The organism is Sporosarcina sp. CAU 1771, assembly GCF_054482775.1.
This window is the reverse complement of sequence record NZ_JBTLRN010000001.1, coordinates 470,062-495,206: the sequence shown is the minus strand read 5'-3', so window position 1 is coordinate 495,206 and position 25,145 is coordinate 470,062. Positions and strand designations below refer to the sequence as shown.

Here is a 25,145-nt window from a genome sequence, read left to right as displayed (position 1 = left end):
AAAGTAGTAGTATGGGGTCATTATATCATATTGCTACACCTAGAGTGTCTGAAAGGTTACTTTTTTGTGTGAATAATCAAAAGTGGTTGAAGTTGCTGTTTATTTATCGCTGCAGCTACGGCCGGAACCATTAATGTGAAATCAGAAATAAGTGAATTTGGTTTTTTATGTGGATCGTCTTGACCGAATGGAATAAAATAAACATTTTTCATATTTAACAGCTTCATAATGTTAACCCCATTCAAACCAAGTGCATCATTTGTCGAAATCCCCAGAAGAACTGGATTTCCATTTCGAAGTGTCGCCTTGGCACCCATCAATACGGGAGAATCAGTAGCAGCGTTTGCAAATCGACTAATTGAATTTCCTGTCATTGGGGCGATTATCATACAATCTACGGGTGTTTGAGGACCAAATGGCTCTGCACCAACAATTGTTGAAATCACTTTCTCCCCAGTGGCCTCTTCAATTCGACGAATCCATTCCTCTCCTGTCCCAAATCGCGTTGCAGCAGTTAAAACTGAATGCGTAATAACTGGAACAACGGTCGCTCCAGCTTTTTTTAACGAGTCAATGACTGGCATAATTTCCTCATAGGTACAATGTGAGGCCGTAATACCGAGACCTATTCGTTTTCCTTGTAGCATGTATTTCCCCTTTCATCTTCGATAGATCCGCTCAACCGCATCCGCTAAAGCTTCTGCAGCATCAACCGGAAAATGTTTTCCCGGGAGTCCGGGTAGTATTCTATAGTATTCCGGTACGGAGATCGACGCTAGGCATCCAGGCGCAGAAGCCAAATCGAAGATGTCTCGTTTTGTATCATTTTCGAAAGAATACCAACGTGCAGGAATCGTATTAACGAGTAGCCCATGTTTCAATTCTAGTTTGGTGGTCATACGTTTTGTACCATACCCCATTGCAGTAGCTTCTCCCAGTTGTTGATCGGAACGGGCGATTACCGTCACCTTTGCGTTAAGTGCCTTTAAAGCGTGCGCTACCATCTTCCCTACTTTTCCAAATCCTGAGACATAAAAATGTTCACCAGAAACAATACGTCCTGTATTCAAGTAATACTCTAAAAGGAATCCTTCGGCTGTGAGCCAAGCATTACGCCAAATGAACTGTTCATCATGAAGATAATGCTGAACTTCAATTCCTGCTTTTGCAAATGGTTCAATCCACTCCTTAGATGCAACTCCTGCGTACAATCGCGTACCTTCATCCAATATATCCACAGGAAATTTCCCGCCGAACTCATGAATTGAGAAAACTATATGACCTGGTCTAAACTTTAAAATCATTCCCCGTAATTCTTCTGTGAATGAATCCGTCGCCAAATATACACATTCATATCCACGATTCGCCATTAGTTGACTACTTTTAGATATCCGTTTATCCGTCCCAACGAAAAGCCATCGATTATCGTTCATCAATATCAACCTCGCTCATGGAACCAGCTTTCGTAAATAAAATCCGATGTTCACCAATTAACACGATTTCTGACCACGGAATAAATTCCAAGTCTTGCTCAGGTCGACTTTTAAATGAAAATCGACCAAACTTCTTTTTTATTTCAAATCCAATAATGTCTCCTGTTTTTCCATTGAAAATTAGATCTGTATCCGCCAGTAACCCGTACCGAATTCCATCTTCTACTTGAATCAACTCTTTCTGTGCAAGTTCTGAAAGTAGCATTGTCATTCCCCTTTCCACTCTTATCACCCATTATATGAATGGAGACCGGGAAACTGACTTCAAATTCAATTAGATGTTGAACTTTGGTTATTAAGCTGGTGTAATTATAGATACAGCCCGTTTACTAGCAAATATTCTAGACGCTAACCGATTGACATTATCGGTTTCCACCTGATCGATTAATGATACTATGTGATCGATTGGACGGTGCTTCTTCAATGTAATTTCATTGCTTCCGTTTCGATGCATTCTTGATTCCGAACTCTCGAGGCCTAGTAAAAATCCACCTTTTAACTGTTCCTTTGCATTAAATACTTCATTTTCCGTTACCCCATCTTTACTTATCGCTTCAATTATTTGGTCAATCGCCTTCGATAATTCTTCCGTATTTTCAGGTGCAGTTCCTCCGTATATAACAAACGAACCTACGCTTTTATACGATGAATAATAGGAATAAATTGAGTATGCAATTCCCCGCTCTTCTCTAATTTCCTGGAATAAGCGAGAAGACATCGAACCGCCTACAATGCTGTCCAATATAGCCAACTCATATAAATGCTGATTCCCTAGAGGAATCCCTTCAAACCCAATGCATAAATGAGCTTGTTCGATGTCTTTTTCTTTTACAGTAACACCATGTTGAAATTGTGGGATTGCTAACTTTTCACGTTCAAGTTTCATTGTTTGGAATGAACCAAACTCCTCTTCAATTTTAGTAATCATGGCATCATCAAAATTTCCAGAGATTGAAATCACTGTATTTTCTGGTCTATATAAACGTTTCATAAATGCACGAATCATATCTTTATTAAAAGTTGTAATGGTCTCTTCCCTTCCAAGAACAGGTTGACCAATTGAATCCTTCGGGTACATCAATGTCCAAAGTCTTTCTTGTACATCGTCATCGGGGGTATCTTCGACAGAAGCTATTTCATCGAGCACAACCGATTTCTCCTTCTCTATTTCTTTTTCATCAAAAGTAGAGTTGAAAAACATATCCGCTAAAATTGTAAGAGCTTGCTCTGAGTGGTTATTTAACACGGTAGCAAAGAAGCACGTCGTCTCTTTTGATGTGAATGCATTTATGTCCCCACCAATTCGATCGAACTCCTCAGCGATCATTCGAGCGCTTCTCGAAGCAGTCCCTTTAAATAGCATATGTTCAATAAAATGAGCCAACCCTCTTTCCGTTGGATCCTCGTCCGCCGAACCAGCCTCTACCCATACTCCAATTGCCACAGAGCGAACGTACGGCATTTTTTCAAAAACAATTCGAACTCCATTTTCACAAACTTTTGTATTGATCATCAGTTGCTACCCCTTTTTACGAATAAAATTACAAAAAGCCACCTTTCCACAGAGGGAGAAGGGGCTGATTTGTTTTTTTCTTAGTATCCTAAGTTGAACGAATTAACTACTTTTAATTGGTTATTTACCTTCTGTTTCAGCTGCTTTTTTCTCTTCAAGAAGTACAACTTTTCTTGATAGATTTACACGACCTTGATTGTCGATTTCAATTACTTTAACGAACATTTCATCGTCTAGTTTCAGAACATCTTCAACAGCTTTTGTACGCTCTTCTGCAATTTCAGAAATATGAAGAAGACCATCTTTACCTGGGAATAACTCGAGGAATGCGCCAAACTTTTCAACGCGTTTCACTTTTGCCATGTAATATTCGCCAACTTTTGCTTCGCGAACGATGTTTTCAATCATTTTCTTAGCTTTCGCATTCATTTCATTATCAGGTGAAGAAATGTAAATTGTACCATCTTGTGCAGTATCAATTTTTACATTTGTCTCTTCAATGATTTTGTTAATTACTTTACCGCCAGGTCCGATTACATCGCGAATTTTGTCTGGGTTGATTTTAATCATGATGATTTTCGGAGCATAAGCAGACAACTCTTCACGCGGTACACCAATTGCCGAGTTCATATGCTCAAGAATATGCAAACGACCAATTTTTGCTTGCGTTAATGACTCTTCTAAAATTTGACGAGACAATCCGTCAATTTTAATGTCCATTTGAAGTGCCGTAATTCCTTTTTCTGTACCAGCTACTTTAAAGTCCATATCTCCAAGGAAATCTTCCATTCCCTGAATATCCGAAAGAACGGAATAGTTTTCGCCTTTTTTCACAAGACCCATTGCAATTCCAGCTACAGGCGCTTTAAGTGGAACACCCGCATCCATCATTGCCATTGTTGAAGCACAAATCGATGCTTGTGAAGATGAGCCGTTTGACTCAAGCACTTCTGCAACTAGACGGATTGTATATGGAAATTCTTTTTCGTCTGGAAGAACGCCTATAAGAGCTCTTTCTCCAAGAGCACCGTGACCAATTTCACGGCGACCTGGTCCACGAATTGGACCTGTTTCTCCAACACTAAAGTTAGGGAAATTGTAATGATGCATAAAGCGTTTTGACTCTTCCAGGCCAAGTCCGTCAATGATCTGAACTTCACCTAGTGCGCCAAGTGTACAAACGCTAAGCGCTTGAGTTTGCCCACGTGTAAAGAGTCCTGAACCATGCGTACGAGGTAAAAGGCCAACTTCTGAAGCGAGTGGACGAATTTCATCTAGACCCCTACCATCAGGACGAATTTTTTCATCTGTAATTAAACGACGAACCTCGTCTTTGACAATTGTATCAAGAATTCCTTTTACTTGCTTCATTGTTGCTACATCAGCTTCAAGTTCAGTATAATGCTCGATAACTTCTTTTTTCACAGTGTCGATTGCTTCAGCACGCGCTTGTTTTTCATGCGTTTGAATTGCTGCAATCAGCTTCGCTTCAGACTTCTCTTTAATTTCAGTAGTAAGGTCTGCATCTAATTCGAAAAGAGCGATTTCTAGCTTCTCTTTGCCGACCTCAGCAATTATTTTCTCTTGGAACTCAACTAATCGAATGATTTCGTTGTGACCAAACATAATTGCTTCAAGAATAACATCTTCAGTTACTTCTTCAGCACCGGCTTCAACCATATTAATGGCATCTTTTGTTCCAGCAACAATTAGATCTAAATCACTTTTTTCAAGCTGATCAGGTGTCGGATTAATTAAGAACTCTCCATCGATTCGGCCAACTTGAACGCCGGCAATAGGTCCGTCAAAAGGAATATCAGAAACTGACAATGCCAAGGAAGAACCTAGCATTGCTGCCATTTCAGATGAAGCATTTTGATCGACTGACATAACAAGTGAAATAACTTGTACATCATTACGGAAACCATCGGCGAATAACGGACGAATTGGACGGTCAATTAGACGACTTGTAAGTACAGCCTTGTCTGATGGACGTCCCTCACGCTTAAGGAAACCACCTGGGATTTTCCCTACTGCATACATACGCTCTTCATAATTTACCGTTAACGGGAAAAAATCAAGACCTCTTGTATTCGGTGAAGTCGTTGCAGTTGATAGCACTGTAGTATCGCCGTAGCGAACGAGCACAGCTCCATTTGCTTGCTTCGCAAGTTGACCTGTTTCTACCGTCAATTTTCTACCTGCCCAATCGATTGTAAAAACCTTTTTTTGTTCTGTCATTATTGAACCCCTTTCCATATTCCAGCCTGGACTGTATACGTTGTATGTATTAGTAGTAGTGTATCAAATATAGCACCTTGATGCTAAGTATTTCAATTTATAAAAGCATAAGCGAACTGAGTAAAGCTTAGAAAATACGCAATCTATCTTTGTATACTTCTACTTTCATCACAGTAAGCAAAGCACTTAAATCTTCTTTACAAAAAGAAAAAGCGGGCAAGGCCCGCTTTCTAAAGTCATCTTATTAACGGCGTAGGCCGAGTTTAGCAATAAGATCACGGTAACGCTGAACTTCGTTTTCACGCAAGTACTTAAGAAGTCTACGGCGTGTACCGATCATTTTCAAAAGTCCACGACGTGAGTGGTGGTCCTTCTTATGAGTCGATAAATGTCCGTTCAGGTTGTTGATCTCTTCAGTAAGGATAGCGACCTGGATATCTGCTGATCCAGTATCTTTTTCATGAATTTTATATTCTGCAATCAATTCATGTTTACGTTCTTGTGTAATAGCCATCCTATTCACCTCCTAATAATAAATATCCCCAGCTCCCTAGCAAACGTTGGTGATTCGCCATGCCAAGGAATGGTTCGTGTACTTCTACACATTTCAATATTATCATTTAAGTTCTTTAAATGCAACAATCAGTTGTTCCCACTCAGTATTTCTTTGGCTCGTTCTGTATCCTTTTTCATCTGTATAATTAGTCCATCTACTGAATCAAATTTCAACTCTTTTCGAATATGTTGCACCCAATCAACTTCAACGTGTTTTCCATAAATTTCTTCATCGAAATCTAAAATAAACACCTCAACAATGGGCGCGATTTTTCCTAATTCATGAAAAGTAGGCTTGACACCGACGCTACATACCCCGTCATACGTTACATTATCCACAGTGAAACGAACGGCATACACACCGTTGGCTGGCAATATCGTATTGTCATCTGGCTGAACGTTCGCTGTTGGAAAACCTAACAATCTTCCTCTTTTCTCACCGTGTACAACGACTCCTATTGTTCGAAATGGTCTCGAAAGCAATACGGCCGTTTCTTCCACATTCCCTTCTGAAAGGAGTTCTCGAATGCGCGTTGAAGAAATTTTTTCATCTGTTTCTGTCACTTTACCAACGACCGTTGTTCCATATAAGCCATCAGACAATGAATCCATATCTTCCATCGTTCCCGTTCCTTTAGAACCAAATGTGAAATCGAATCCTGCTGTAACGTGCTTCACATGAAGTCCTTTAATAAAGGTTTCAATAAATTGATGCGGGCTAAGTGCGGCGAGGGACCAATCAAACGAGACGATGAATAAAGCATCAATCCCCATTGATTCAAGAAGTCTTACTTTTTCAGGATATTGCGTAATATATCCCACCTTGTTTTTACCTTCTGCAAAAAGATGTGATGGATGCGGATCAAATGTCATCACTGCTGAAGAGATACCAAGTTCATCTGCTTTCCTTTTCGCTGTAGATATGACTGCTTGATGCCCTTTATGTAAACCATCGAAAAAACCGATTGCTAACGAATATTCCTTAGTCGTTTCGATAGCAACGTTTTCCGGAAAGTTTAATCTGAAAATATCCACCTTAGTTCCCCCTCACCATATTCAAAGGAAACATTTTCTCTGGTTTCATTAGCCCCAGTTTTGAAGGATGTCTCCTATAAAGTGCAATTGCTTTTGCATTTTTTGTAAATACAACGATCTGTTCTTTTAATAGAATTGGATGTTCGGGCAAAACTTGTCCATTTTCTATTTTTGTATACATTTCCTCATCAATTTCAACACTTGGAAAATCGATTAACGCATCTTCAAGCGGATGCAAAATCGTCGATATCTCTCCATTTTCTTTTAGCTCTGAGACCTCTGCAAGCGTTCGGCAATCAGGTTCTCTATAAACACTCGAAGCTGTGCGAACCAGAGATGCCATGTGAGCTGGAAACCCAAGGTATTCTCCGATTTGAACGGCCAGTGTTCGGATATAGGTACCTTTTCCACAAGCTACTCGAATTTTAAATGTAATTTCTTGTCCCTCATAAACTTCCCTGTCATCCAATAACTCTATCTCATGAATCAAAACTGTTCGTTGAGGACGTTCAACTTCGATTCCTTTTCTAGCGTATTCATATAATTTGCGACCATTTACTTTAACAGCAGAGTACATTGGTGGAATTTGAATGATTTCCCCGGTCAACTTCTCTAGCACTTCTTTTAGATGACTTCGATTAATTTTCTTCTCCGAAAGATCTGTATGAATGACCGAACCATCTGCATCTTCCGTTTCGGTAGATGTCCCAATTGAAACAACTGCTACATATTCTTTTCCTGCATCCGTTATATACTCCGCCACTTTCGTTGCTTGTCCAATGCAAATCGGCAATACACCTTCTACACTTGGGTCAAGCGTGCCTGTATGTCCTACTTTTTTTGTTCCAAGTATTTTACGCAATTTAAAGACACAGTCATGTGAAGTCATCCCTTTTTCTTTCCAAAGAGGAAGTATTCCATCCATTTCAAAACTCCTTTAAAGAATTCGATTTGATATGTAAAGAAAGGAAGTCGGAAAGCCCTTGCGGACGCCGACTTCCTTCGTTTTATTCGCTCTGTTCATTTTTTACTTGAGTTAGAAGTGATTCGATTCGACTTCCGTATGCAACTGATTCATCAAATTTAAAATCGATTTCTGGAGTAAGTCGAAGCTTGATTCTTTGGCCAATTTCTGCACGGATAAATCCTCTTGCTTTTAAAAGACCTTTAAGTGTATCTTCCTTCTCTTTCTCACTACCAAGAACAGATATATAAATCGTCGCTTGTTGGAGATCGCCTGTCACTTCAACATCAGTCACAGTGATAAAGCCAATTCTTGGGTCTTTTACTTTTTGTGAAATAATTTCCCCAAGTTCCTTCTTCATTTGTTCCGCGACACGATTCACACGCTTTGACATGTTTGGTCACCCCAATTCAGTCTCAATAATAATCTAAAGTATAGTCAGACATTTCCCATTCCGGATTTGATTCCAAAAAGCGAATTGTCCGTCTTACTTCTCGTTCAGCCGCATCTTTCGATGAAGCTACGGCAACGAGTGCGATTGTAGTTCGTTGCCAAAGATCCTGATGTTCGATTTCTGAAATCGAAACGTTATAAGAGTTCTTTGTTCGATCAATCATTCGTTTCAAAACTGACCGTTTATCTTTCAGTGAAGCTGCCATAGGAATGAAGAATGAACATTCCGCGTAGACAATCATACGCGTTTAATTTCCTCCATTACATATGCTTCAATGATGTCGCCTTCATGAATATCGTTAAAGTTTTTGATTGTGATTCCACATTCATAACCTTTAGCAACTTCTTTAGCGTCATCTTTGAAACGCTTCAAAGTATCTAATTCGCCTTCGAAAATAACAATATGGTCACGGATTATACGTACGCCAGAATCTCGGGTAATTTTTCCGTCAGTTACATAACTTCCGGCAATTGTACCGATTTTCGAAACTTTGATTGTTTGACGTACTTCAGCTTTACCAATGACTTTTTCTTCGAATTCTGGATCGAGCATGCCTTTCATAGCAGACTCAATTTCTTCAATTACTTTATAAATAACGCGGTGTTGACGGATATCAACGCCTTCTTCTTCTGCCGCACGACTAGCATTTGTATCAGGACGAACGTTAAATCCGATGACAATTGCATTTGACGCAGCTGCGAGAGAGATGTCTGATTCATTGATAGCTCCAGCACCCGTATGAATAATTCTAACGTTGACGCCTTCTACTTCGATCTTCATTAATGAAGCTGCCATCGCTTCAACAGTACCCTGAACGTCAGCTTTAACGATCAACTTCAATTCTTTCATTTCACCTTGGCTCATTTGTTCAAACAAGTTGTCTAAAGTAACTCTTGTTTTTTCGCCACGTTGTTCTTGAATCGCTTCGCCAGCTCTTGTTTCACCAATTTGACGAGCCGTTTTTTCGTCTTTAAAGACTACAAATCGATCTCCTGCTTGTGGTACATCGCTAAGTCCCGTAATTTCTACTGGAGTAGACGGACCTGCCTCTTTCACACGTCGCCCAACATCACTAATCATTGCACGAACACGACCAAATGTATTTCCTACAACGATAGGATCTCCTACTTTAAGCGTTCCATCCTGTACAAGAAGTGTTGCAGCAGATCCGCGCCCTCTGTCAAGTTGCGCTTCAATAACTGATCCTCTTGCAAGAATATCCGGATTCGCTTTTAATTCAGCGACCTCTGCTACTAGCAATACCATTTCGAGCAACTCTTTAATTCCGTCTCCTTGTAATGCAGAGATAGGAACAAAAATTGCATCTCCACCCCAAGCTTCTGCAACAAGTCCATGTTCAGTAAGCTCTTGCATAACACGATCTGGATTTGCCGATGGTTTATCCATTTTATTAACTGCAACAATAATTGGAACTTCTGCTGCTTTCGCATGGTTAATCGCTTCGACTGTTTGCGGCATTACACCATCGTCTGCTGCAACAACAAGAATGGTAATGTCAGTTACACTTGCACCACGTGCCCGCATCGTTGTAAACGCTGCGTGACCCGGCGTATCAAGGAATGTTATCTTTTTGCCATTCTCTCGAATTTGGTAGGCGCCAATATGCTGGGTAATACCGCCAGCCTCACCTTGTGTAACTTTTGTATTTCGAATGGAATCAAGGAGAGTCGTTTTACCATGGTCAACGTGCCCCATTATTGTTACTACAGGAGGACGTTCAACTTGACCTGCTTCTGACACTTCTTCATTGTCGTCGAAATACGTCTCAAGATCTGTTCGATCTATGCGGATTTCTTCCTCTACTTCAACACCATATTCAGCACAAATTAATTCAATTGCATCTTTATCAAGTTCTTGGTTTATTGTTGCCATAACACCAAGCATAAATAATTTTTTAATAATTCCTGATGGCTCACGATCTAGTTTTTTACCTAGTTCTGCGACCGTAAGTGATTCATAGAATGTTATTTTTTCAGGTAGTGGCCCTTCTACTTTAGGAACAGGAGCTGGACGGTACCTTCTTCTACCTTGGTTAATACCTCGTGCTGGTGGACGACCACCGCGACGATTTGGTGCTCCACCTTGTGGACGCCCACCTGTTGGACGACTTGGTGCACCCGATGTTGCTGCAGCAGGACGATTTTGCCCCTGTGCTCCCTGAGGAGTAGTTGGACGACCTTGTGCTGGACCGCTTCCGGTTGACTGCGCTGGACGGTTTTGTCCACCTTGTGCTGGACGGTTTTGTCCACCTTGTGCTGGACGGCTTCCTGTTGACTGCGTTGGACGGTTTTGTCCACCTTGCGCTGGACGGCTTCCTGTTGACTGCGTTGGACGGTTTTGATTGTTTTGCGCAGGTTTATTTTGTCCACTCTGTGCTGGACGAGCAGTTTTCGGTGCTGCTTTTGAATCCGTATTTTTCACAGTTGGCTGTTGAGTTTTCGGTGCTTCTACAGACTTTTTGTTTCCACCAAATGAATTATCTAGCTTTGTGATTGCTTCTTTATCAAGTGTTGACATATGATTCGTAACTGTTACATTTATTTTTCCAAGCTCTTCGATGACTTCTTTGCTTGTTTTATTTACTTTTTTTGCGTATTCATGTACACGTATTTTCGTCATTGGCTCACCCCCGTTTATATTCGTTGAGGAGCTCGGACAGTTTGCCGGCAAAACCGGCGTCCGTTATCGCTAGTACCACACGCGACTCTTTCCCAATTGCATGTCCTAAATCTTCTCTACTTCCAAAGACATGCCTCTCAACGTTAAAAAAAGTACATTTATCAGTTATTTTTTTCATTGTATTTTCAGATGCATCCTCAGAAATAATTACAAGATGCGCTTTTCCGTTACGAACTTCACGTATTGACAATTCTTCTCCGGTAATCATCATTCGCGCACTCGTTGCTATTCCAAGTAGCTGAAAGATTTTTTTAGCTTTTGCGTCCATCATTTTAAAGCCTCCCGGCGAATTGCATGAAGAAGATCTTCAAATACTTGCTCAGGAACAGCAGCTCCTAGTTGACTTTCAATCGAACGATTTCGACGAGCCTTTTCGACTGCCTCTTCAGATTTGGACACATATGTCCCACGGCCTGACTTCTTGCCTGTGAGATCAACCGAAACTTCCCCGTCTTTTGGACGAACGATACGAATCATTTCCTTTTTAGGAAACATTTCACCCGTTGCTGCACATTTACGTAAAGGAACTTTCTTCATTTTTGTCATGTGTACCCATCCTTCCTTTTCAGTCTTCGTCGTCTGCGTATAAATCAATCGTTTCAAGTTCAACTTCTTCAATTACTGAAGTTTCTTCTGTTTCTTCATTCAGTTCACTAGAAGAAGGATAAATTCCTAGTTCACGTGCATCGGTTTCACTCTTTATATCGATTTTCCAACCCGTTAATTTCGCTGCAAGTCTTGCATTTTGTCCACGTTTCCCGATAGCAAGTGATAATTGATAATCAGGAACTACCACTGTAGTTGAACGTTCATCTTCGTTCACCTGTACATCAAGTACTTTGGAAGGGCTTAATGCGTTGGCAACAAATTCTACAGGATTCTCAGACCAAACAACGATGTCGATTTTCTCGCCGTTTAACTCGTTAGAAATTGATTGAACTCGGGCTCCCCTTGCTCCAACACAAGAACCAATCGGGTCTACTTCTTCGTTATTCGTATGGACTGAAATCTTGGAACGATCTCCAGCTTCACGAGCAATCGTTTTAATTTCAACGATGCCATCGTAAATCTCAGGTACTTCATTTTCAAATAATCTGCGAAGAAGTCCCGGATGCGTCCTAGAAACAAATACTTGCGGTCCACGAGAAGTCCGTTCTACTTTTGTAATGTACACTTTGATGCGATCATGTGGAACGAAGGATTCTGTCTGGATTTGCTCTCCAACTGGAAGAACTGCCTCCACCTTACCTAAACCTACATATAAATTACGTGCATCTAGTCTTTCAACGATACCATTTACAATATCATCTTCTCTGTCGACATATTCTTCATAAATCATCCCACGCTCAGCTTCACGTACTCTTTGAGTTACGACCTGCTTCGCTGTTTGAGCGGCAATCCGACCAAAATCTTTAGGAGTGACTTCTTCTTCAACGATATCGCTTAGCTCATATGCTGGATTGATTTTATGTGCATCTTCGAGTGCGATTTGCAAACGATCGTCTTCAACTTCTTCAACGACATCTTTTCTAGAGTAAACTTTCATTGTTCCTTTATCCAAATTCAAATCAACCCGAACGTTTTGTGCCTGGTTGAAGTTGCGTTTATATGCAGTTACTAATGCTGCTTCAATTGCTTCGGTTAGCACTTCTCTCGAAATCCCTTTTTGCTTCTCAAGGGCCGTTAGTGCGTCGAGTAGCTCACTACTCATGTTCAATCACTCCTATATTCAATTATGCGGAAAAGTCGATTGCTAAGCGTGCAACTGCCATTTTATCTTGCTCAATTAACACCGTTACTTTTCTCGTTTTAATACGTACTTCAACTTCTGCTCCGTCCTCGCCGTATGCCAGTAAATACCCTTCAAATTCTTTCATGCCATCAATCGGTGCGTATGTTTTAATAAACACATACTGTCCGACTGCATTTAGAAAGTCTTGCTCATTTTTGAGTGGTCTTTCAGCACCCGGTGAAGACACTTCAAGAAAATAATTCTGCGGGATTGGATCTGTGCGATCAAGCTCTTCACTCAGTCGTTCACTGACGAGCGCACATTGGTCAATATCGATATCCCCTTTTGTCGTATCGATATACACTCGAAGGAACCAGTCCCTTCCTTCTTTTTCAAACTCAATGTCAACTAGCACCAGTTCCAGTTCGTTTACGATTGGACTGACGAGCTGTTCGACTGTTTCCGTAACTTTACTCATCTTATCCCTCCCAAAAATCACATTCAAATGCGCCTCGGCCAATTAGCGTCCAAATTTTCCATCATAAAAACCGATAAATATCTCGAAAAACTTTTGACATTTGCCTAAGGCTCCACCTTGAGTTTTCAACGATTGTTCCATCGAAAACTCAAGGTGAAAATGCAACAGAACAACAGAAAAGAGCGGGAAATCCCACTCTCTCTGCACAAGACTATTACAAAAGTTGTATTAAGTGTACCATATATAGACCTTCGTTGCAAACAATCAAGCCATACCCTAGAAAAGGGATAACTGATTGGCATCAGGCATTCCCTCAAGGCAACCAAGTGTATCCATGTACTCAACAACTGTTTTTGAAACACGTCCACGCTGTTGAAAGTCTTCCTTCGAAAGAAACTCTCCATCTTTACGCGCTTCAACAACCGATCGAGCTACGTTTGTACCAAGCGAAGGAATCGAGTTAAACGGTGGAATCAATGTATTTCCATCAATAATAAATATGGATGCATCGGACTTATATAAATCTGGCTTGGCAAATGAAAAGCCTCTTTCACACATTTCAAGTGAAATTTCAAGAACCGTTAATAAGTTCTTCTCTTTTGGTGAAGCATCGAGTCCCTTTGCTTCGATTTCCTTAATTTGTGATCGAATCGTTGCCGAACCTTGCGTCATCGATAAAAGATCGAAATCCGAAGCTCGAATCGAAAAGTACGCCGAATAATAAAATAGTGGGTGGTGCACTTTAAAGTAAGCGATACGTAGCGCCATTAAAACATATGCAGCAGCATGCGCTTTCGGGAACATATACTTAATCTTCTTACAGGATTCGATATACCAATTCGGTACACTGTTCGCACGCATTTCCGCTTCATATTCTGGCGTAAGTCCACGACCTCTTCGTACCGATTCCATAATACTAAACGCTAGTGCTGGTTTCAGTCCTTGATAAATCAAATAAACCATAATATCATCACGACAACCAATTACATCGGACAATTCGCATGTTTTATCTTTTATTAATTCCTGAGCATTTCCTAACCAAACATCTGTACCATGAGAGAGCCCCGATATTTGAATCAACTCTGAAAACGTTGACGGCTTTGTTTCTTCTAACATTTGGCGTACAAAACGTGTACCAAATTCCGGGACACCTAATGTTCCCGTTTTACAGCCTATCTGCTCAGGGGTCACACCTAGAGATGTTGTCCCACTAAATAATTTCATTACGCCTTCATCGTCAGGCGGTATTGTTAATGGATCAATGCCAGACAAATCCTCAAGCATTTTAATCATCGTAGGGTCATCGTGACCAAGGATATCGAGTTTCAGCAAATTATTTTCAATCGAATGAAAATCGAAGTGCGTCGTCTTCCAAACAGATTCTAAATCATTTGCAGGAAATTGAATCGGTGTGAAATCAAAAATATCCATTGTATCGGGTACAACTATAATTCCACCTGGATGTTGTCCGGTATTTCTTTTAACGCCCGAACACCCTTGAACGAGTCGGTCAATTTCCGCACCCCGAAAATTAAGTCCATTATCATTCATATACCCTCGAACATATCCATAGGCGGTTCTTTCAGCAACTGTCCCGATTGTCCCCGCACGATAAACAAAATCTTCACCAAAGAGTTCCTTCGTGTAATTATGTGCTTTAGACTGATAATCACCACTAAAATTTAAATCAATATCAGGTACTTTATCACCTTCGAAACCTAAAAATGTTTCGAATGGAATGTCTTGCCCGTCTTTTTTATACATTACTTCACAGCTCGGGCATTCTTTATCTGGAAGGTCATAGCCCGAACTGACAGAACCGTCAGTGAAAAATTCTGCTGTTTTACATTTCGGACAAATATAATGAGGTGCCAATGGATTTACTTCTGTTATCTCCATCATTGTAGCAACAAATGAAGAACCAACAGATCCACGGGAACCTACTAAATAGCCCTCGTCTAATGAACGCTTTACGAGTTTATGTGAAATTAGATAAACAACAGAAAATCCATTTCCAATAATAGATGTCAATTCTTTTTCTACTCGTTCTACAACAATTTCAGGTAATTCTTCACCGTAAATTTCATGTGCCATCGAATAGGTCAGATTTTTAACTTCATCTTCCGCACCTTCTATTTTCGGAGTATACAAATCATCTTTAATTGCTTTCACATCACCTATTCTCGCCATAATTGCATGTGGGTTATCGATAACAATTTCCTCTGCAACCTTTTCACCTAGAAAAGCAAATTCTTCAAGCATTTCATCTGTCGTACGGAAATGAACTGCCGGCAGCGAGTGTCTGTTTAATGGATTCGCCCCGCCTTGCGAACGAACAAGTATTTTTCTAAATGTCGCATCGTTTTCATCAAGATAATGCACGTTCCCAGTAGCACACACTGGAATGTCGAGTTTCTTCCCAAGTTTCATGAGTTTCCTCATAATATCTTCCATATTCCATTCATCTCGAATTAATTCCATTTCAACAAGGTGAGAATAAACCGATTTTGGATGAATTTCCAAGTAGTCATAAAACTTGGCGATTTCCTCGACTTCTTCTGGGGATTTTTGCATCAATCCATTGAAAACTTCTCCTTTGTCACAGCCCGAACCTACAAGTAAACCTTTTCGATGTTTCACAAGTAAAGAACGTGGAATTCGTGGGACACGGTAGAAATAATCCATATGGGAGTAAGAGACAAGCTTGTACAGGTTTTTAAGTCCCTCATCATCCGCTACGAGAAGTGTACAGTGCGTAGGTCGAGCACGTTTGTATGTATCTCCTCCGCCGATATGCTTATTAAAGTCATCCAAATAAAAGATTCCTTTTTCCTCCGCCTCTTTTAGCAAACGTAAAAATAGATGACCCGTTGCTTCTGCATCATAAATCGCACGGTGATGTTGCGTCAGCTCGATGTTGTATTTTTTCGCTAATGTATTGAGGCGATGATTTCCCATTTCAGGGTGAAGGAAACGAGCTAATTCTAGTGTATCTATTGCTGGATATGAAACATTTGGTAAATCCGATTGTTTTCGTGCTTCATAGAGAAAGCCCATATCAAAGGATGCGTTATGAGCAACTAGAATCGAATCCCCTATCCAGTCACAAAAGTCATGAATTACTTCCGACACTGGTGGAGCGTCTTTTACCATGTCATCCGTAATGCCTGTTAATTTTGTAATTAGGGCAGAAATTGGATATCCAGGATTGGAAAATCGCTCGAACGTATCTATTACTTCCCCGTTCCGTATTTTCACACCTGCCAGTTCAATGATCGTGTTGTAGACAGCCGATAAACCGGTCGTCTCGACGTCAAATACGACATATGTATCCTCTTCTAGCTTACGATGCTGTTCATCATAAGCAATTGGAACTCCATCATCTACGAGGTTGATTTCCATGCCGAATATCACTTTAACTCCCGCTTTTTTCCCTGCCGAATAGGCATCTGGAAAGGCTTGAACGTTGGTGTGATCCGTTATTGCAATTGCAGGGTGACCCCATTTTGCAGCCTGTTCTACAAGCGCAGATGCTGAAACTACCGCATCCATTTGACTCATCGTTGTATGCGCATGCAGTTCAATTCGTTTCCGATCTTCAGGTGCTTTATCGCGTCGAATAATTGGTGTCACTTCCATGATGTCTTGTGCCATCATTATTAAGTCACGAACGAACGTATCATTTTGGATACCGCCTCGCGCACGGACCCATGCACCTTTTTTCAACGTCTTCATTAGTTCTGCATCTTCGTTATCACGCGAGAACATTTTTACAAGGATTGAATCCGTATAATCCGTTACTTTTATCGTGAGAAGTGACCGGCCACTTCTAAGTTCTTTCACTTCTGCATCAAACACGAAACCTTCAATTGTTACGCGACGTTCCTCTTCTTGGATTTGTTGAATTTCAAGAATGGGTTCTTCATTTTTGATAAGTGTACCAAGTTGAAATGGACCTGTCGGCGCACCATTTTCTTTTCGATTCGTTTCTCGTTTCTTCATATCCTCAAGTGCTTTTCGAGCGTACTCTTCTTCTTCAACGAGTCGTTGTGCTAGAAATGTCTGCCTTGCTTCTTGCTCACCCTTGTCATCTTCAGACAAAGTAAAATCCACAAACGGTTTGGCGAATCCAAAAGAGGTGTACATTTCTGAAAGTAGATTTGCATACTTCCCCTTCATCGTTTGTAGTTCTCGATCATTTGTACATTGCAACACCATCTTACCACCTGTAATTAACGGCCTTTGACTAGTTAGGAGTTCACGAACCGGTGGTGACATACCCGCTATTTCCTCAATTACGTATGGCCAATAATGTGCGTAAAGTTCTTCATTCGCTTCGTTATTCGAACAAGTCAATTGGAGTCGAATTGTTGCAATCGCTGCAAATGCCTCATTCACTCTTTGTGAAAACATTTGATACACTTCGATCGGCAACAGTTTTTCAAGCGTAATATTAAATTGCCACACACGAGATTTTCGATGTATACTCACTCGTTCTAATCTAGCATTCTCAAAAAAAGCAACAAATTGGTCATCCGTTAAATTAATTTGCTGCAATAACAGATGAAACTTTACTTTTTCTTCATTAACTTGATCCATGAGCTTTCTCCCCCTTCTCGGTAAATTTGAAAGGAGGAAGTACCGCATATCGGCCTTCCTCCCATATCCTTATTCAGCGCTAAAAAATGCTTGTAACTTTTCAGTAAGTTCTTCTTTCGCCCATTCGGCTGATTCACCTGTTCCGCGAAACTTCACTTCTACGATTCCTTCAGTTGCTTTCTTACCAATCGTAAGACGCACAGGCAACCCAATCAAATCAGAATCTGTAAATTTAACTCCCGCACGTTCAGGTCGATCATCATAAAGAACCCCATATCGATAAGACTTTAGTAATTTATACAATTCGTCCGCAAGTTCTTTTTGTGCTTGATCCTTTGAATTTACCGCAATTAAATGGATGTCGAAAGGAGCAAGATTCCTTGGCCATTTCAGACCAAACTCATCGTTAAATTGCTCTGCGACCGCTGCCATGATCCTTGAAACGCCAATTCCATAGCATCCCATAATATAAGGCTTAGACCTTCCGTTTTCATCCAAAAATGTTCCATCCATTGCTGCACTGTACGTTGTGCCAAGTTTAAAGATATGACCCACTTCAATTCCTTTGACAAATTTAATAGTACCATTGCCATCAGGTGAGGGTTCTCCTTCTTGAATAAAGCGAATATCCTCGTATGAATCTACTGCAAAATCTCGTTCTGCGTTCACATTAATCAGATGATAGCCATCTTCATTTGCACCTGCAACTCCGTTAACGACTGAAGCAATTGCATGGTCTGCAATTACCTTTACATCAACCGGAAGCTTCACAGGTCCAATTGAGCCAACTTCACATGAAAGAAGATTGAACACATCACCTTCGTATGCAAACTCAAGTGACGTCACTCCAAGTACATTTTGAAGTTTAATGTCGTTTATTTCATGATCTCCCCGACAAAGTACAACGACTAAGGAATCATCCGCTTGGAATATCAATGTTTTAATACATTGAGCTGCATCCACATTCAAAAAAGCTGATACTTCTTCAATTGTCCGTTGTCCAGGCGTAGCAATCTTTTCTACTTCCTTTAATGGTTCGTCGGATTTGGTATACTCTTTATTCGCTTCAGCCATTTCAATATTGGCTGCAAAATCAGAAGCATCGCTATACGCTATTGTATCTTCACCGACATCTGAAAGCGCTATGAACTCATGCGTGTCTGTTCCACCGATTGAACCTCCATCCGCAACAACGGATCGGAAATTCAGCCCAAGGCGAGTGAAGATGTTGCTATAAGCCTGCTTCATTTCTTCATACTTCTCATCTAAGCTTTCTTCTGTCGCATGAAAGGAGTACGCGTCTTTCATAATAAATTCACGACCCCGTAGTAAACCAAAACGTGGACGTTGTTCATCTCTATATTTTGTTTGAACTTGATAAAGTGTTAAAGGCAGTCTTTTATAAGATTTCAATTCATCACGAACAAGGGATGTAATGACTTCTTCATGTGTTGCTCCGAGCGCAAACTCTCTACCGTGACGATCTTTCAGTCGAAACAACTCCGGCCCATAAGAAAACCATCTTTCAGTTTCCTTCCACAGTTCTGCTTGCTGTAACGCAGGCATCAACACTTCAACTGCATCTATGGCTTCCATTTCTTCTTTAATAATTTTCTCGATATTGTCGAGAACTTTCTTACCTAGTGGAAGATATGAATAAACCCCACTTGTATTTTGGCGGATAAAGCCTGCACGCAGCAGTAATTGATGCGATCTAATTTCTGCACTAGCAGGTACCTCACGCATTGTAGGTATGAATGTTAATGATTGTTTCATATGAACTTCCACCCCGAGTCAAATTTTTAATTGCTATTTAAAAGAAAAATTCTTGGATATCATTCCAGGTTACAACAAGCATCAGAAGCATAAGAAGTACGATTCCTACAAAGTGAACCATTCCTTCTTTTTGTCTATCAATCGGCTTCCCACGGATCGCTTCAAACAAGAAAAACAGCAATCTTCCACCGTCTAATGCAGGTAGAGGCAACAAGTTCATAATCCCAAGGTTAATACTAAGAACTGCAGCCCAATTCATCAAACTATAAATACCAAATTGCGCTACATCCTCTGTCATTTTATAAATGCCCACAGGTCCAGAAAGTGCGTCAATAGAAAACTTTCCAGTGACAAGCATACCAAGTAATTCAAAAATCCTAACAAACCATAAACCCGTTTGTTCAGCACCAAAGGCAACTGCTTTTAGTGGATTTTTCTCAACCGGGAGTGCATAACGAACGCCAATTTGTCCGAATTTTTTACCTTGTTCTTCTATCGTTGCTGGTACAACTTCAACTTGAACACGCTCAGTACCACGCTCTACAGTGAATTGCATCGGTACACCTGGATTCTTTTGAATCAGTTCAGCAAATTCAGCCCATGTACTAATCTCATTCCCATTCACTTCTTTAATAAAGTCGTTTGGCTTCATACCTGCAATCTCGGCAGGTCCATCAGCTACAATTTCTGAAATGATTGGGTCAGCAGGTCCTTCGATTGGGACTCCTTGCAGCAAGCCAATCGCAAGAAAGATGAAGAAAGCGAGAATAAAGTTAAATAGAGGTCCCGCAAATATCGTCCATGTTCTTTTACTTAAAGACTTCGATTCAAATTGTCTATCAAAAGGTGCGATTATTGTTTCCTGGCCTTTTTCAACAATTACGGCCGATCTAGATATATTGAATCGAACTCGTTCACCATCATCGTCATATCCCTCAATAAATAATTCTTTTTCGAAATCCGATGACTCAGTTTCTATAAATAAAACGTCAGGATTAGAAATGTTACGGTTTAAAAAGACTTTTTCTACTTCCCCAGACGCACCTAAGAGTAAACCTACACGATAACCCGGCTGAAGTTCAACCTTATCGAAATCCTCCCCGGCCATTCGTACATATCCGCCAAGTGGTAGAAGCCGTAATGTATATAATGTTTCACCTTTTGTAATACCGATTATTTTTGGCCCGAATCCAATTGCGAATTCCCGTACCATAATTCCTGCTTTTTTCGCAAACAAAAAATGACCTAGTTCATGAAAAAAAACAAGAGAACCGAATATGACTATAAACGCAATTACGGTTTCCATCAAAAAACCCCTTCACTGGCTATTTAGCCTCTTATCAATTATGGCTCCACTTAAAGTTAGCATACTACGTTCACTTTTCATAAAAGTAATGCAATTGCTAACTCATTTTACCATAGCATACACCATTTTTCGAGCGAGGAAGTCTGTCTCCATTATCGCGTCAAGGTTAGGTGTAAAGATTGTTTCATGCTCATTCATTACGCGCTCGACAAGTTCTTCAATTTTTAGAAACGGGATTTTTCCTTGCATAAATAAATGAACAGCTATTTCATTTGCCGCATTCATAGCAGTTGGCATTGTCCCGCCTTCTTTCCCTGCAGAATATGCAAGTGCTAATGCTTTAAAGCGTTCAAAATCGAGTTTTTCGAAATGGAGTTTCCCCACCTCTTCTAAACGAAGCCGCTTCGCATTTTGCATTGGAATTCGATCTGGGTATGTAAGTGCGTATTGAATTGGTACTCGCATATCAGGGGAACCTAGTTGTGCCATTACACTTGTATCCTCAAACTCAACCATTGAATGAATGATACTTTCTCTATGAAGAAGAACTTCTATATTATCGTAAGCAACACCGAATAGATGATGCGCCTCAATTACCTCAAGCCCTTTGTTCATCATCGTTGCCGAATCGATTGTAAGCTTATTCCCCATTGACCAGTTTGGGTGGGCAAGTGCTTGTTCAACAGTTACTCCCGATAATTCACTGCGAGACAAATCTCTAAAGCTTCCTCCAGAAGCTGTCAAAATCAGCTTCGAAACACGCTTTGGATTTTCCCCATTCAGTGCCTGAAAAAGAGCGGAATGTTCACTATCAACAGGAAGTAATGGTACTTGATACTTATGTGCTTCCTCAATGACAATATTACCCGCAGCTACGAGCGTTTCTTTATTTGCTATCGCAATCGTTATACCTGCTCTAATCGCAGCTAGTGTTGGCCTAAGCCCAACGCTTCCAATAACAGCATTTACCAATACGTCCACGCCTGTATTTGCCGCAACTTCAATAAGCCCTTCATTTCCATATACAAATTTCGTTGTTGGAAATTCTGACTCAAGTTTCGTTGCATCTTCTTTATGCAACACCGAAACAACTGTTGGTTGGAACAAAGTAGTTATTTCTCTTACCTTAACAATATTCGTACCTGCTGAAAAAGATACGAGTTTAAATTTATCTGGATTCGATTGAATGATGTCAATTGTCTGTGTTCCAATGGAGCCAGTCGCTCCTAGCAAACTTATTTTTTTCACCTTAAAGCCACCCTTTCGTTATGCTACAAAATGAAGTAAATGAAGTAATGGCAAAACGAAAAGAAGACTATCGAAGCGATCTAACATTCCACCATGCCCTGGTAAAACATTCCCTGAATCTTTTACATCATAATGTCTCTTAATTGCGGATTCTACAAGATCCCCTAATTGTCCTATAATTGAAGCAACAATCGTTACAGCAATTAGGATCCAATAAGATGACGCGATTGGAACAAAAAACTGGAAGATACATGCAGTAACAATTGCCCAAAGGATCCCGCCAAAAAAACCTTCAACCGTTTTATTTGGTGATATCTCTGGCCACAGTTTTCGTTTCCCGATTTTTCTTCCAGTAAAGTACGCACCGGAATCCGTCATCCAAATTACAATAAATGCATAGACAACATATTCTAGACCAACCATTCTCGTTTCGATTAAATAATAAAATCCAATTCCCACATAGAGGGCACTTAAGATTACGAATCCTACATGATCAAACGTAAAATGGTTTTTAACAAGTACCGTATAAATTAACAACAGTAAAATCACTGCAAACGTTAATTCGATTTTAGTATAGTTTAATGTTTCATGCACCCAGTTATTCCAATCTGTAGGCAAAAGCATAACGATAAGAATAAGCCAAGATAGAAGCCCAGGTATTGAGAATAAATGTAAGTCTTTCATGCGCAATAATTCATAAAGTGCTATTGAAGCAATTAAATAAATTGAAAATGTGAATGGCACTCCACCTATGATAATGAATGGAACAAAAAGGGCCAACGCAACAATTGCCGTTATTATTCGTTGTTTCAAGCTTTATTCTCCCCTTCCAAACTTCCATAGCGCCTGTTTCGAGATTGATAATCCTCAATTGCGCTTATCATACATTGTTCGTCAAAGTCCGGCCAAAGTACATCCGTAAACGTAAATTCTGCATAGGCAAGTTGCCATAACATAAAGTTTGAAAGTCTTACTTCTCCACTTGTACGAATTAGTAAATCTGGATCTGGTAAATGAGCTGTCATCAAATGAGATTCTACAAGTGAATCGTTAATATCTTCAATTTTTATTAACCCTTTTGCAGCAAGATTTGCTATTTCTTTTACAGATTCTACAAGTTCAAGACGACTGCCGTAATTCATCGCGAAATTCAAAGTCATACCTGTATTGTTCTCTGTTTTTTCCATAGCAGTTCGAATCGCTTCTTTAGTATGTTCAGGTAACATTTCAAAATTACCAATCATCTCAACTTTAACGTTTTGCTCGATTAACTCCGGAAGATATGTACTTAGAAATTCTCCAGGTAGCTTCATCAAAAAATCAATTTCAATTTTAGGTCGTTTCCAATTCTCTGTGGAAAACGCATAAACAGTAAGTACTTTGATACCTATATCGTTTGATATACGAGTAATTTTCCTTACAGTTTTCATACCTTCATGGTGACCGGCTATTCTTGGCAAATTACGTTTTTTAGCCCATCTGCCATTCCCATCCATAATGATGGCGACGTGAGAAGGGATTTCTCCACTTTTTATTTTATCGATTTGATCCGATAGAATCGATTTTTGGTTCGTGGGTTTCTTTCGCATCATTTTTCCTAGCATGTCGCTTTCCTCCACTCAGCTGCTTTTCAGGGCAAGTACATCTCTATCGTACCAAACAAATCGCTGAAATTCATTTTTAAAAAAAGAAAAGACGCCCTGAAATAAGGACGTCTCGAAATATAGAAAGTTCTTCTATCAGATTTCCATAATTTCATTTTCTTTTTCAGTTGCGATTTCATCGATTCTTTTAATAAAGGAATCCGTCAACTTCTGGACTTCTTCACCGCTACGACGTAAATCATCTTCTGTAATCTCGCTGTTTTTCTCAAGTTTTTTAGCTTCATCGTTCGCGTCACGTCGTACGTTTCGGATAGCAACTTTCGCATCTTCAGCTTCTTTTTTAACTTGTTTAACAAGATCTTTTCGGCGCTCTTCCGTCAATGCTGGAATAGCTAGACGAATTAGAGAACCATCGTTTGATGGAGTAATACCAATATCAGATTTCATAATCGCCTTTTCAATTTCACCAAGTACCGTTTTATCATAAGGTTGAATGACTATAAGACGCGCTTCAGGTACTGAAATCCCAGCCATTTGGTTGATTGGCGTAGGTGCACCATAATAATCAATTGAAATTCTATCCAATAAAGAAGCATTTGCACGACCAGCTCTTATAGATGCAAGTTCTCGCGAATAAGCACTGACTGCTTTTTCCATACCGTCTTTAGCTTGATTCAATATTTCATTCGTCATTACATGTTCCTCCTGACAACCGTCCCGATTTCTTCACCAAGTACGGCTCTTTTTATATTACCATTTTCCATAATTGAAAACACGACTAGAGGGATATCGTTATCCATACATAATGTAGATGCTGTAGAATCCATTACCTCAAGTCCTTGACTAATTACTTCAAAGAAGGACAACTCTGTATATTTAACTGCATTTTTATCTTTCATTGGATCTGCGGAATAAACGCCATCCACATTGTTTTTTGCCATTAAGATAACATCTGCTTCGATTTCGGCAGCTCTAAGTGCAGCTGTTGTATCTGTTGAGAAATAAGGATTTCCTGTACCAGCAGCAAAAATAACAACACGCTTCTTTTCAAGGTGGCGTATCGCTTTACGTCTTATGTAAGGTTCTGCTACCTGCCTCATCTCGATTGAAGAAGATACACGAGTTGGAACACCCAATTTTTCAAGAGCATCTTGTAGTGCCAAAGAATTCATAACTGTTGCAAGCATGCCCATATAATCAGCAGTTGCACGGTCCATACCCATTTCGCTTCCTACTTTGCCTCGCCAAATGTTCCCGCCACCGACTACAACAGCCACTTCTACATCAAGATCGACAACTTCTTGTATCTGTTCAGCAACAGCTTTAATAATCTCAGGAGACAAGCCGTAACCTTGCTCACCGGCAAGTGCTTCACCACTTATTTTTAATACGATTCTTTTATATTTTGGGATGCTCATTTGTATCCTCCATCTATTCGAATTTCTTG

23 protein-coding genes are annotated in these 25,145 nt (G+C 40.2%); all 23 read right to left on the bottom strand.

The genetic code is table 11. The annotated features are described in order from the left end of the window. Positions 1-56 precede the first annotated feature (56 nt). The 23 genes from ACXYMX_RS02485 to pyrH all read right to left on the bottom strand — a co-directional run bounded on the left by ACXYMX_RS02485 (position 57) and on the right by pyrH (position 25,116). Positions 57-647, bottom strand: coding sequence for a dipicolinate synthase subunit B (locus ACXYMX_RS02485; protein ID WP_459042630.1), 591 nt, complete (start codon positions 645-647; stop codon positions 57-59). Positions 648-659: 12 nt separating this feature from the next. Then, positions 660-1,433 (bottom strand): hypothetical protein, encoded by a 774-nt coding sequence (locus ACXYMX_RS02480; RefSeq protein WP_459042629.1) that lies wholly within the window; start codon positions 1,431-1,433, stop codon positions 660-662. Then, positions 1,423-1,704, bottom strand: a complete 282-nt coding sequence (locus tag ACXYMX_RS02475; RefSeq protein ID WP_459042628.1) for a YlmC/YmxH family sporulation protein — start codon at positions 1,702-1,704, stop codon at positions 1,423-1,425. The genes ACXYMX_RS02480 and ACXYMX_RS02475 overlap by 11 nt, the downstream gene beginning before the upstream one ends. An 84-nt stretch (positions 1,705-1,788) precedes the next feature. Continuing rightward, positions 1,789-3,006: a M16 family metallopeptidase gene (locus tag ACXYMX_RS02470; protein WP_459042627.1), complete on the bottom strand. Its 1,218-nt coding sequence runs from the start codon at positions 3,004-3,006 to the stop codon at positions 1,789-1,791. Between the two features lie 120 nt (positions 3,007-3,126). Next, a complete protein-coding gene (gene pnp, locus ACXYMX_RS02465; protein ID WP_459042626.1) occupies positions 3,127-5,247 on the bottom strand; it encodes a polyribonucleotide nucleotidyltransferase in 2,121 nt (706 codons plus the stop codon). Positions 5,248-5,491: 244 nt separating this feature from the next. After that, a complete protein-coding gene (gene rpsO / locus ACXYMX_RS02460) occupies positions 5,492-5,761 on the bottom strand; it encodes a 30S ribosomal protein S15 (RefSeq protein WP_459042625.1) in 270 nt (89 codons plus the stop codon). A gap of 128 nt (positions 5,762-5,889) precedes the next feature. Beyond that, positions 5,890-6,837 carry a bifunctional riboflavin kinase/FAD synthetase gene (locus ACXYMX_RS02455; protein ID WP_459042624.1) on the bottom strand — a complete coding sequence of 316 codons (948 nt, stop codon included), beginning with the start codon at positions 6,835-6,837 and terminating at the stop codon, positions 5,890-5,892. Between the two features lies 1 nt (position 6,838). After that, positions 6,839-7,762, bottom strand: a complete 924-nt coding sequence (gene truB / locus ACXYMX_RS02450) for a tRNA pseudouridine(55) synthase TruB (protein WP_459042623.1) — start codon at positions 7,760-7,762, stop codon at positions 6,839-6,841. Positions 7,763-7,844: 82 nt separating this feature from the next. Beyond that, on the bottom strand, positions 7,845-8,195 hold the full coding sequence (rbfA, locus tag ACXYMX_RS02445) for a 30S ribosome-binding factor RbfA (protein WP_459042622.1): 351 nt from the start codon (positions 8,193-8,195) through the stop codon (positions 7,845-7,847). 22 nt (positions 8,196-8,217) lie between these two features. Then, positions 8,218-8,496, bottom strand: a complete 279-nt coding sequence (locus tag ACXYMX_RS02440) for a DUF503 domain-containing protein (protein ID WP_459042621.1) — start codon at positions 8,494-8,496, stop codon at positions 8,218-8,220. Further along, positions 8,493-10,895, bottom strand: coding sequence for a translation initiation factor IF-2 (gene infB, locus ACXYMX_RS02435; RefSeq protein ID WP_459042620.1), 2,403 nt, complete (start codon positions 10,893-10,895; stop codon positions 8,493-8,495). Before infB ends, ACXYMX_RS02440 begins: the two co-directional genes overlap by 4 nt. 4 nt (positions 10,896-10,899) lie before the next feature. Beyond that, positions 10,900-11,226: a YlxQ family RNA-binding protein gene (locus ACXYMX_RS02430; protein WP_459042619.1), complete on the bottom strand. Its 327-nt coding sequence runs from the start codon at positions 11,224-11,226 to the stop codon at positions 10,900-10,902. Beyond that, the gene (gene rnpM, locus ACXYMX_RS02425; RefSeq protein ID WP_459042618.1) at positions 11,223-11,501 is read right to left on the bottom strand and encodes an RNase P modulator RnpM; all 279 of its coding nucleotides are present in this window, start codon (positions 11,499-11,501) and stop codon (positions 11,223-11,225) included. Before rnpM ends, ACXYMX_RS02430 begins: the two co-directional genes overlap by 4 nt. Positions 11,502-11,520: 19 nt before the next feature. Continuing rightward, entirely contained in the window at positions 11,521-12,666 is a 1,146-nt protein-coding gene (gene nusA / locus ACXYMX_RS02420; RefSeq protein WP_459042617.1) for a transcription termination factor NusA, read from the bottom strand. Positions 12,667-12,688: 22 nt separating this feature from the next. Then, positions 12,689-13,165: a ribosome maturation factor RimP gene (gene rimP, locus ACXYMX_RS02415; RefSeq protein ID WP_459042616.1), complete on the bottom strand. Its 477-nt coding sequence runs from the start codon at positions 13,163-13,165 to the stop codon at positions 12,689-12,691. A 276-nt stretch (positions 13,166-13,441) separates the two neighbouring features. After that, positions 13,442-17,764 (bottom strand): PolC-type DNA polymerase III, encoded by a 4,323-nt coding sequence (locus ACXYMX_RS02410; protein ID WP_459042615.1) that lies wholly within the window; start codon positions 17,762-17,764, stop codon positions 13,442-13,444. A 69-nt stretch (positions 17,765-17,833) separates the two neighbouring features. Then, a complete protein-coding gene (locus ACXYMX_RS02405; RefSeq protein ID WP_459042614.1) occupies positions 17,834-19,540 on the bottom strand; it encodes a proline--tRNA ligase in 1,707 nt (568 codons plus the stop codon). A 37-nt stretch (positions 19,541-19,577) separates the two neighbouring features. Continuing rightward, entirely contained in the window at positions 19,578-20,846 is a 1,269-nt protein-coding gene (gene rseP / locus ACXYMX_RS02400; RefSeq protein WP_459042613.1) for an RIP metalloprotease RseP, read from the bottom strand. 102 nt (positions 20,847-20,948) lie between these two features. Next, positions 20,949-22,094: a 1-deoxy-D-xylulose-5-phosphate reductoisomerase gene (locus tag ACXYMX_RS02395; protein ID WP_459042612.1), complete on the bottom strand. Its 1,146-nt coding sequence runs from the start codon at positions 22,092-22,094 to the stop codon at positions 20,949-20,951. A gap of 18 nt (positions 22,095-22,112) precedes the next feature. Beyond that, the gene (locus tag ACXYMX_RS02390) at positions 22,113-22,907 is read right to left on the bottom strand and encodes a phosphatidate cytidylyltransferase (RefSeq protein ID WP_459042611.1); all 795 of its coding nucleotides are present in this window, start codon (positions 22,905-22,907) and stop codon (positions 22,113-22,115) included. Continuing rightward, positions 22,904-23,686, bottom strand: coding sequence for an isoprenyl transferase (locus ACXYMX_RS02385; protein ID WP_459042678.1), 783 nt, complete (start codon positions 23,684-23,686; stop codon positions 22,904-22,906). Before ACXYMX_RS02385 ends, ACXYMX_RS02390 begins: the two co-directional genes overlap by 4 nt. Before the next feature lie 147 nt (positions 23,687-23,833). Beyond that, positions 23,834-24,391 carry a ribosome recycling factor gene (gene frr / locus ACXYMX_RS02380; protein ID WP_459042610.1) on the bottom strand — a complete coding sequence of 186 codons (558 nt, stop codon included), beginning with the start codon at positions 24,389-24,391 and terminating at the stop codon, positions 23,834-23,836. Next, positions 24,391-25,116, bottom strand: a complete 726-nt coding sequence (pyrH, locus tag ACXYMX_RS02375) for a UMP kinase (RefSeq protein ID WP_459042609.1) — start codon at positions 25,114-25,116, stop codon at positions 24,391-24,393. Before pyrH ends, frr begins: the two co-directional genes overlap by 1 nt. Positions 25,117-25,145 lie beyond the last annotated feature (29 nt).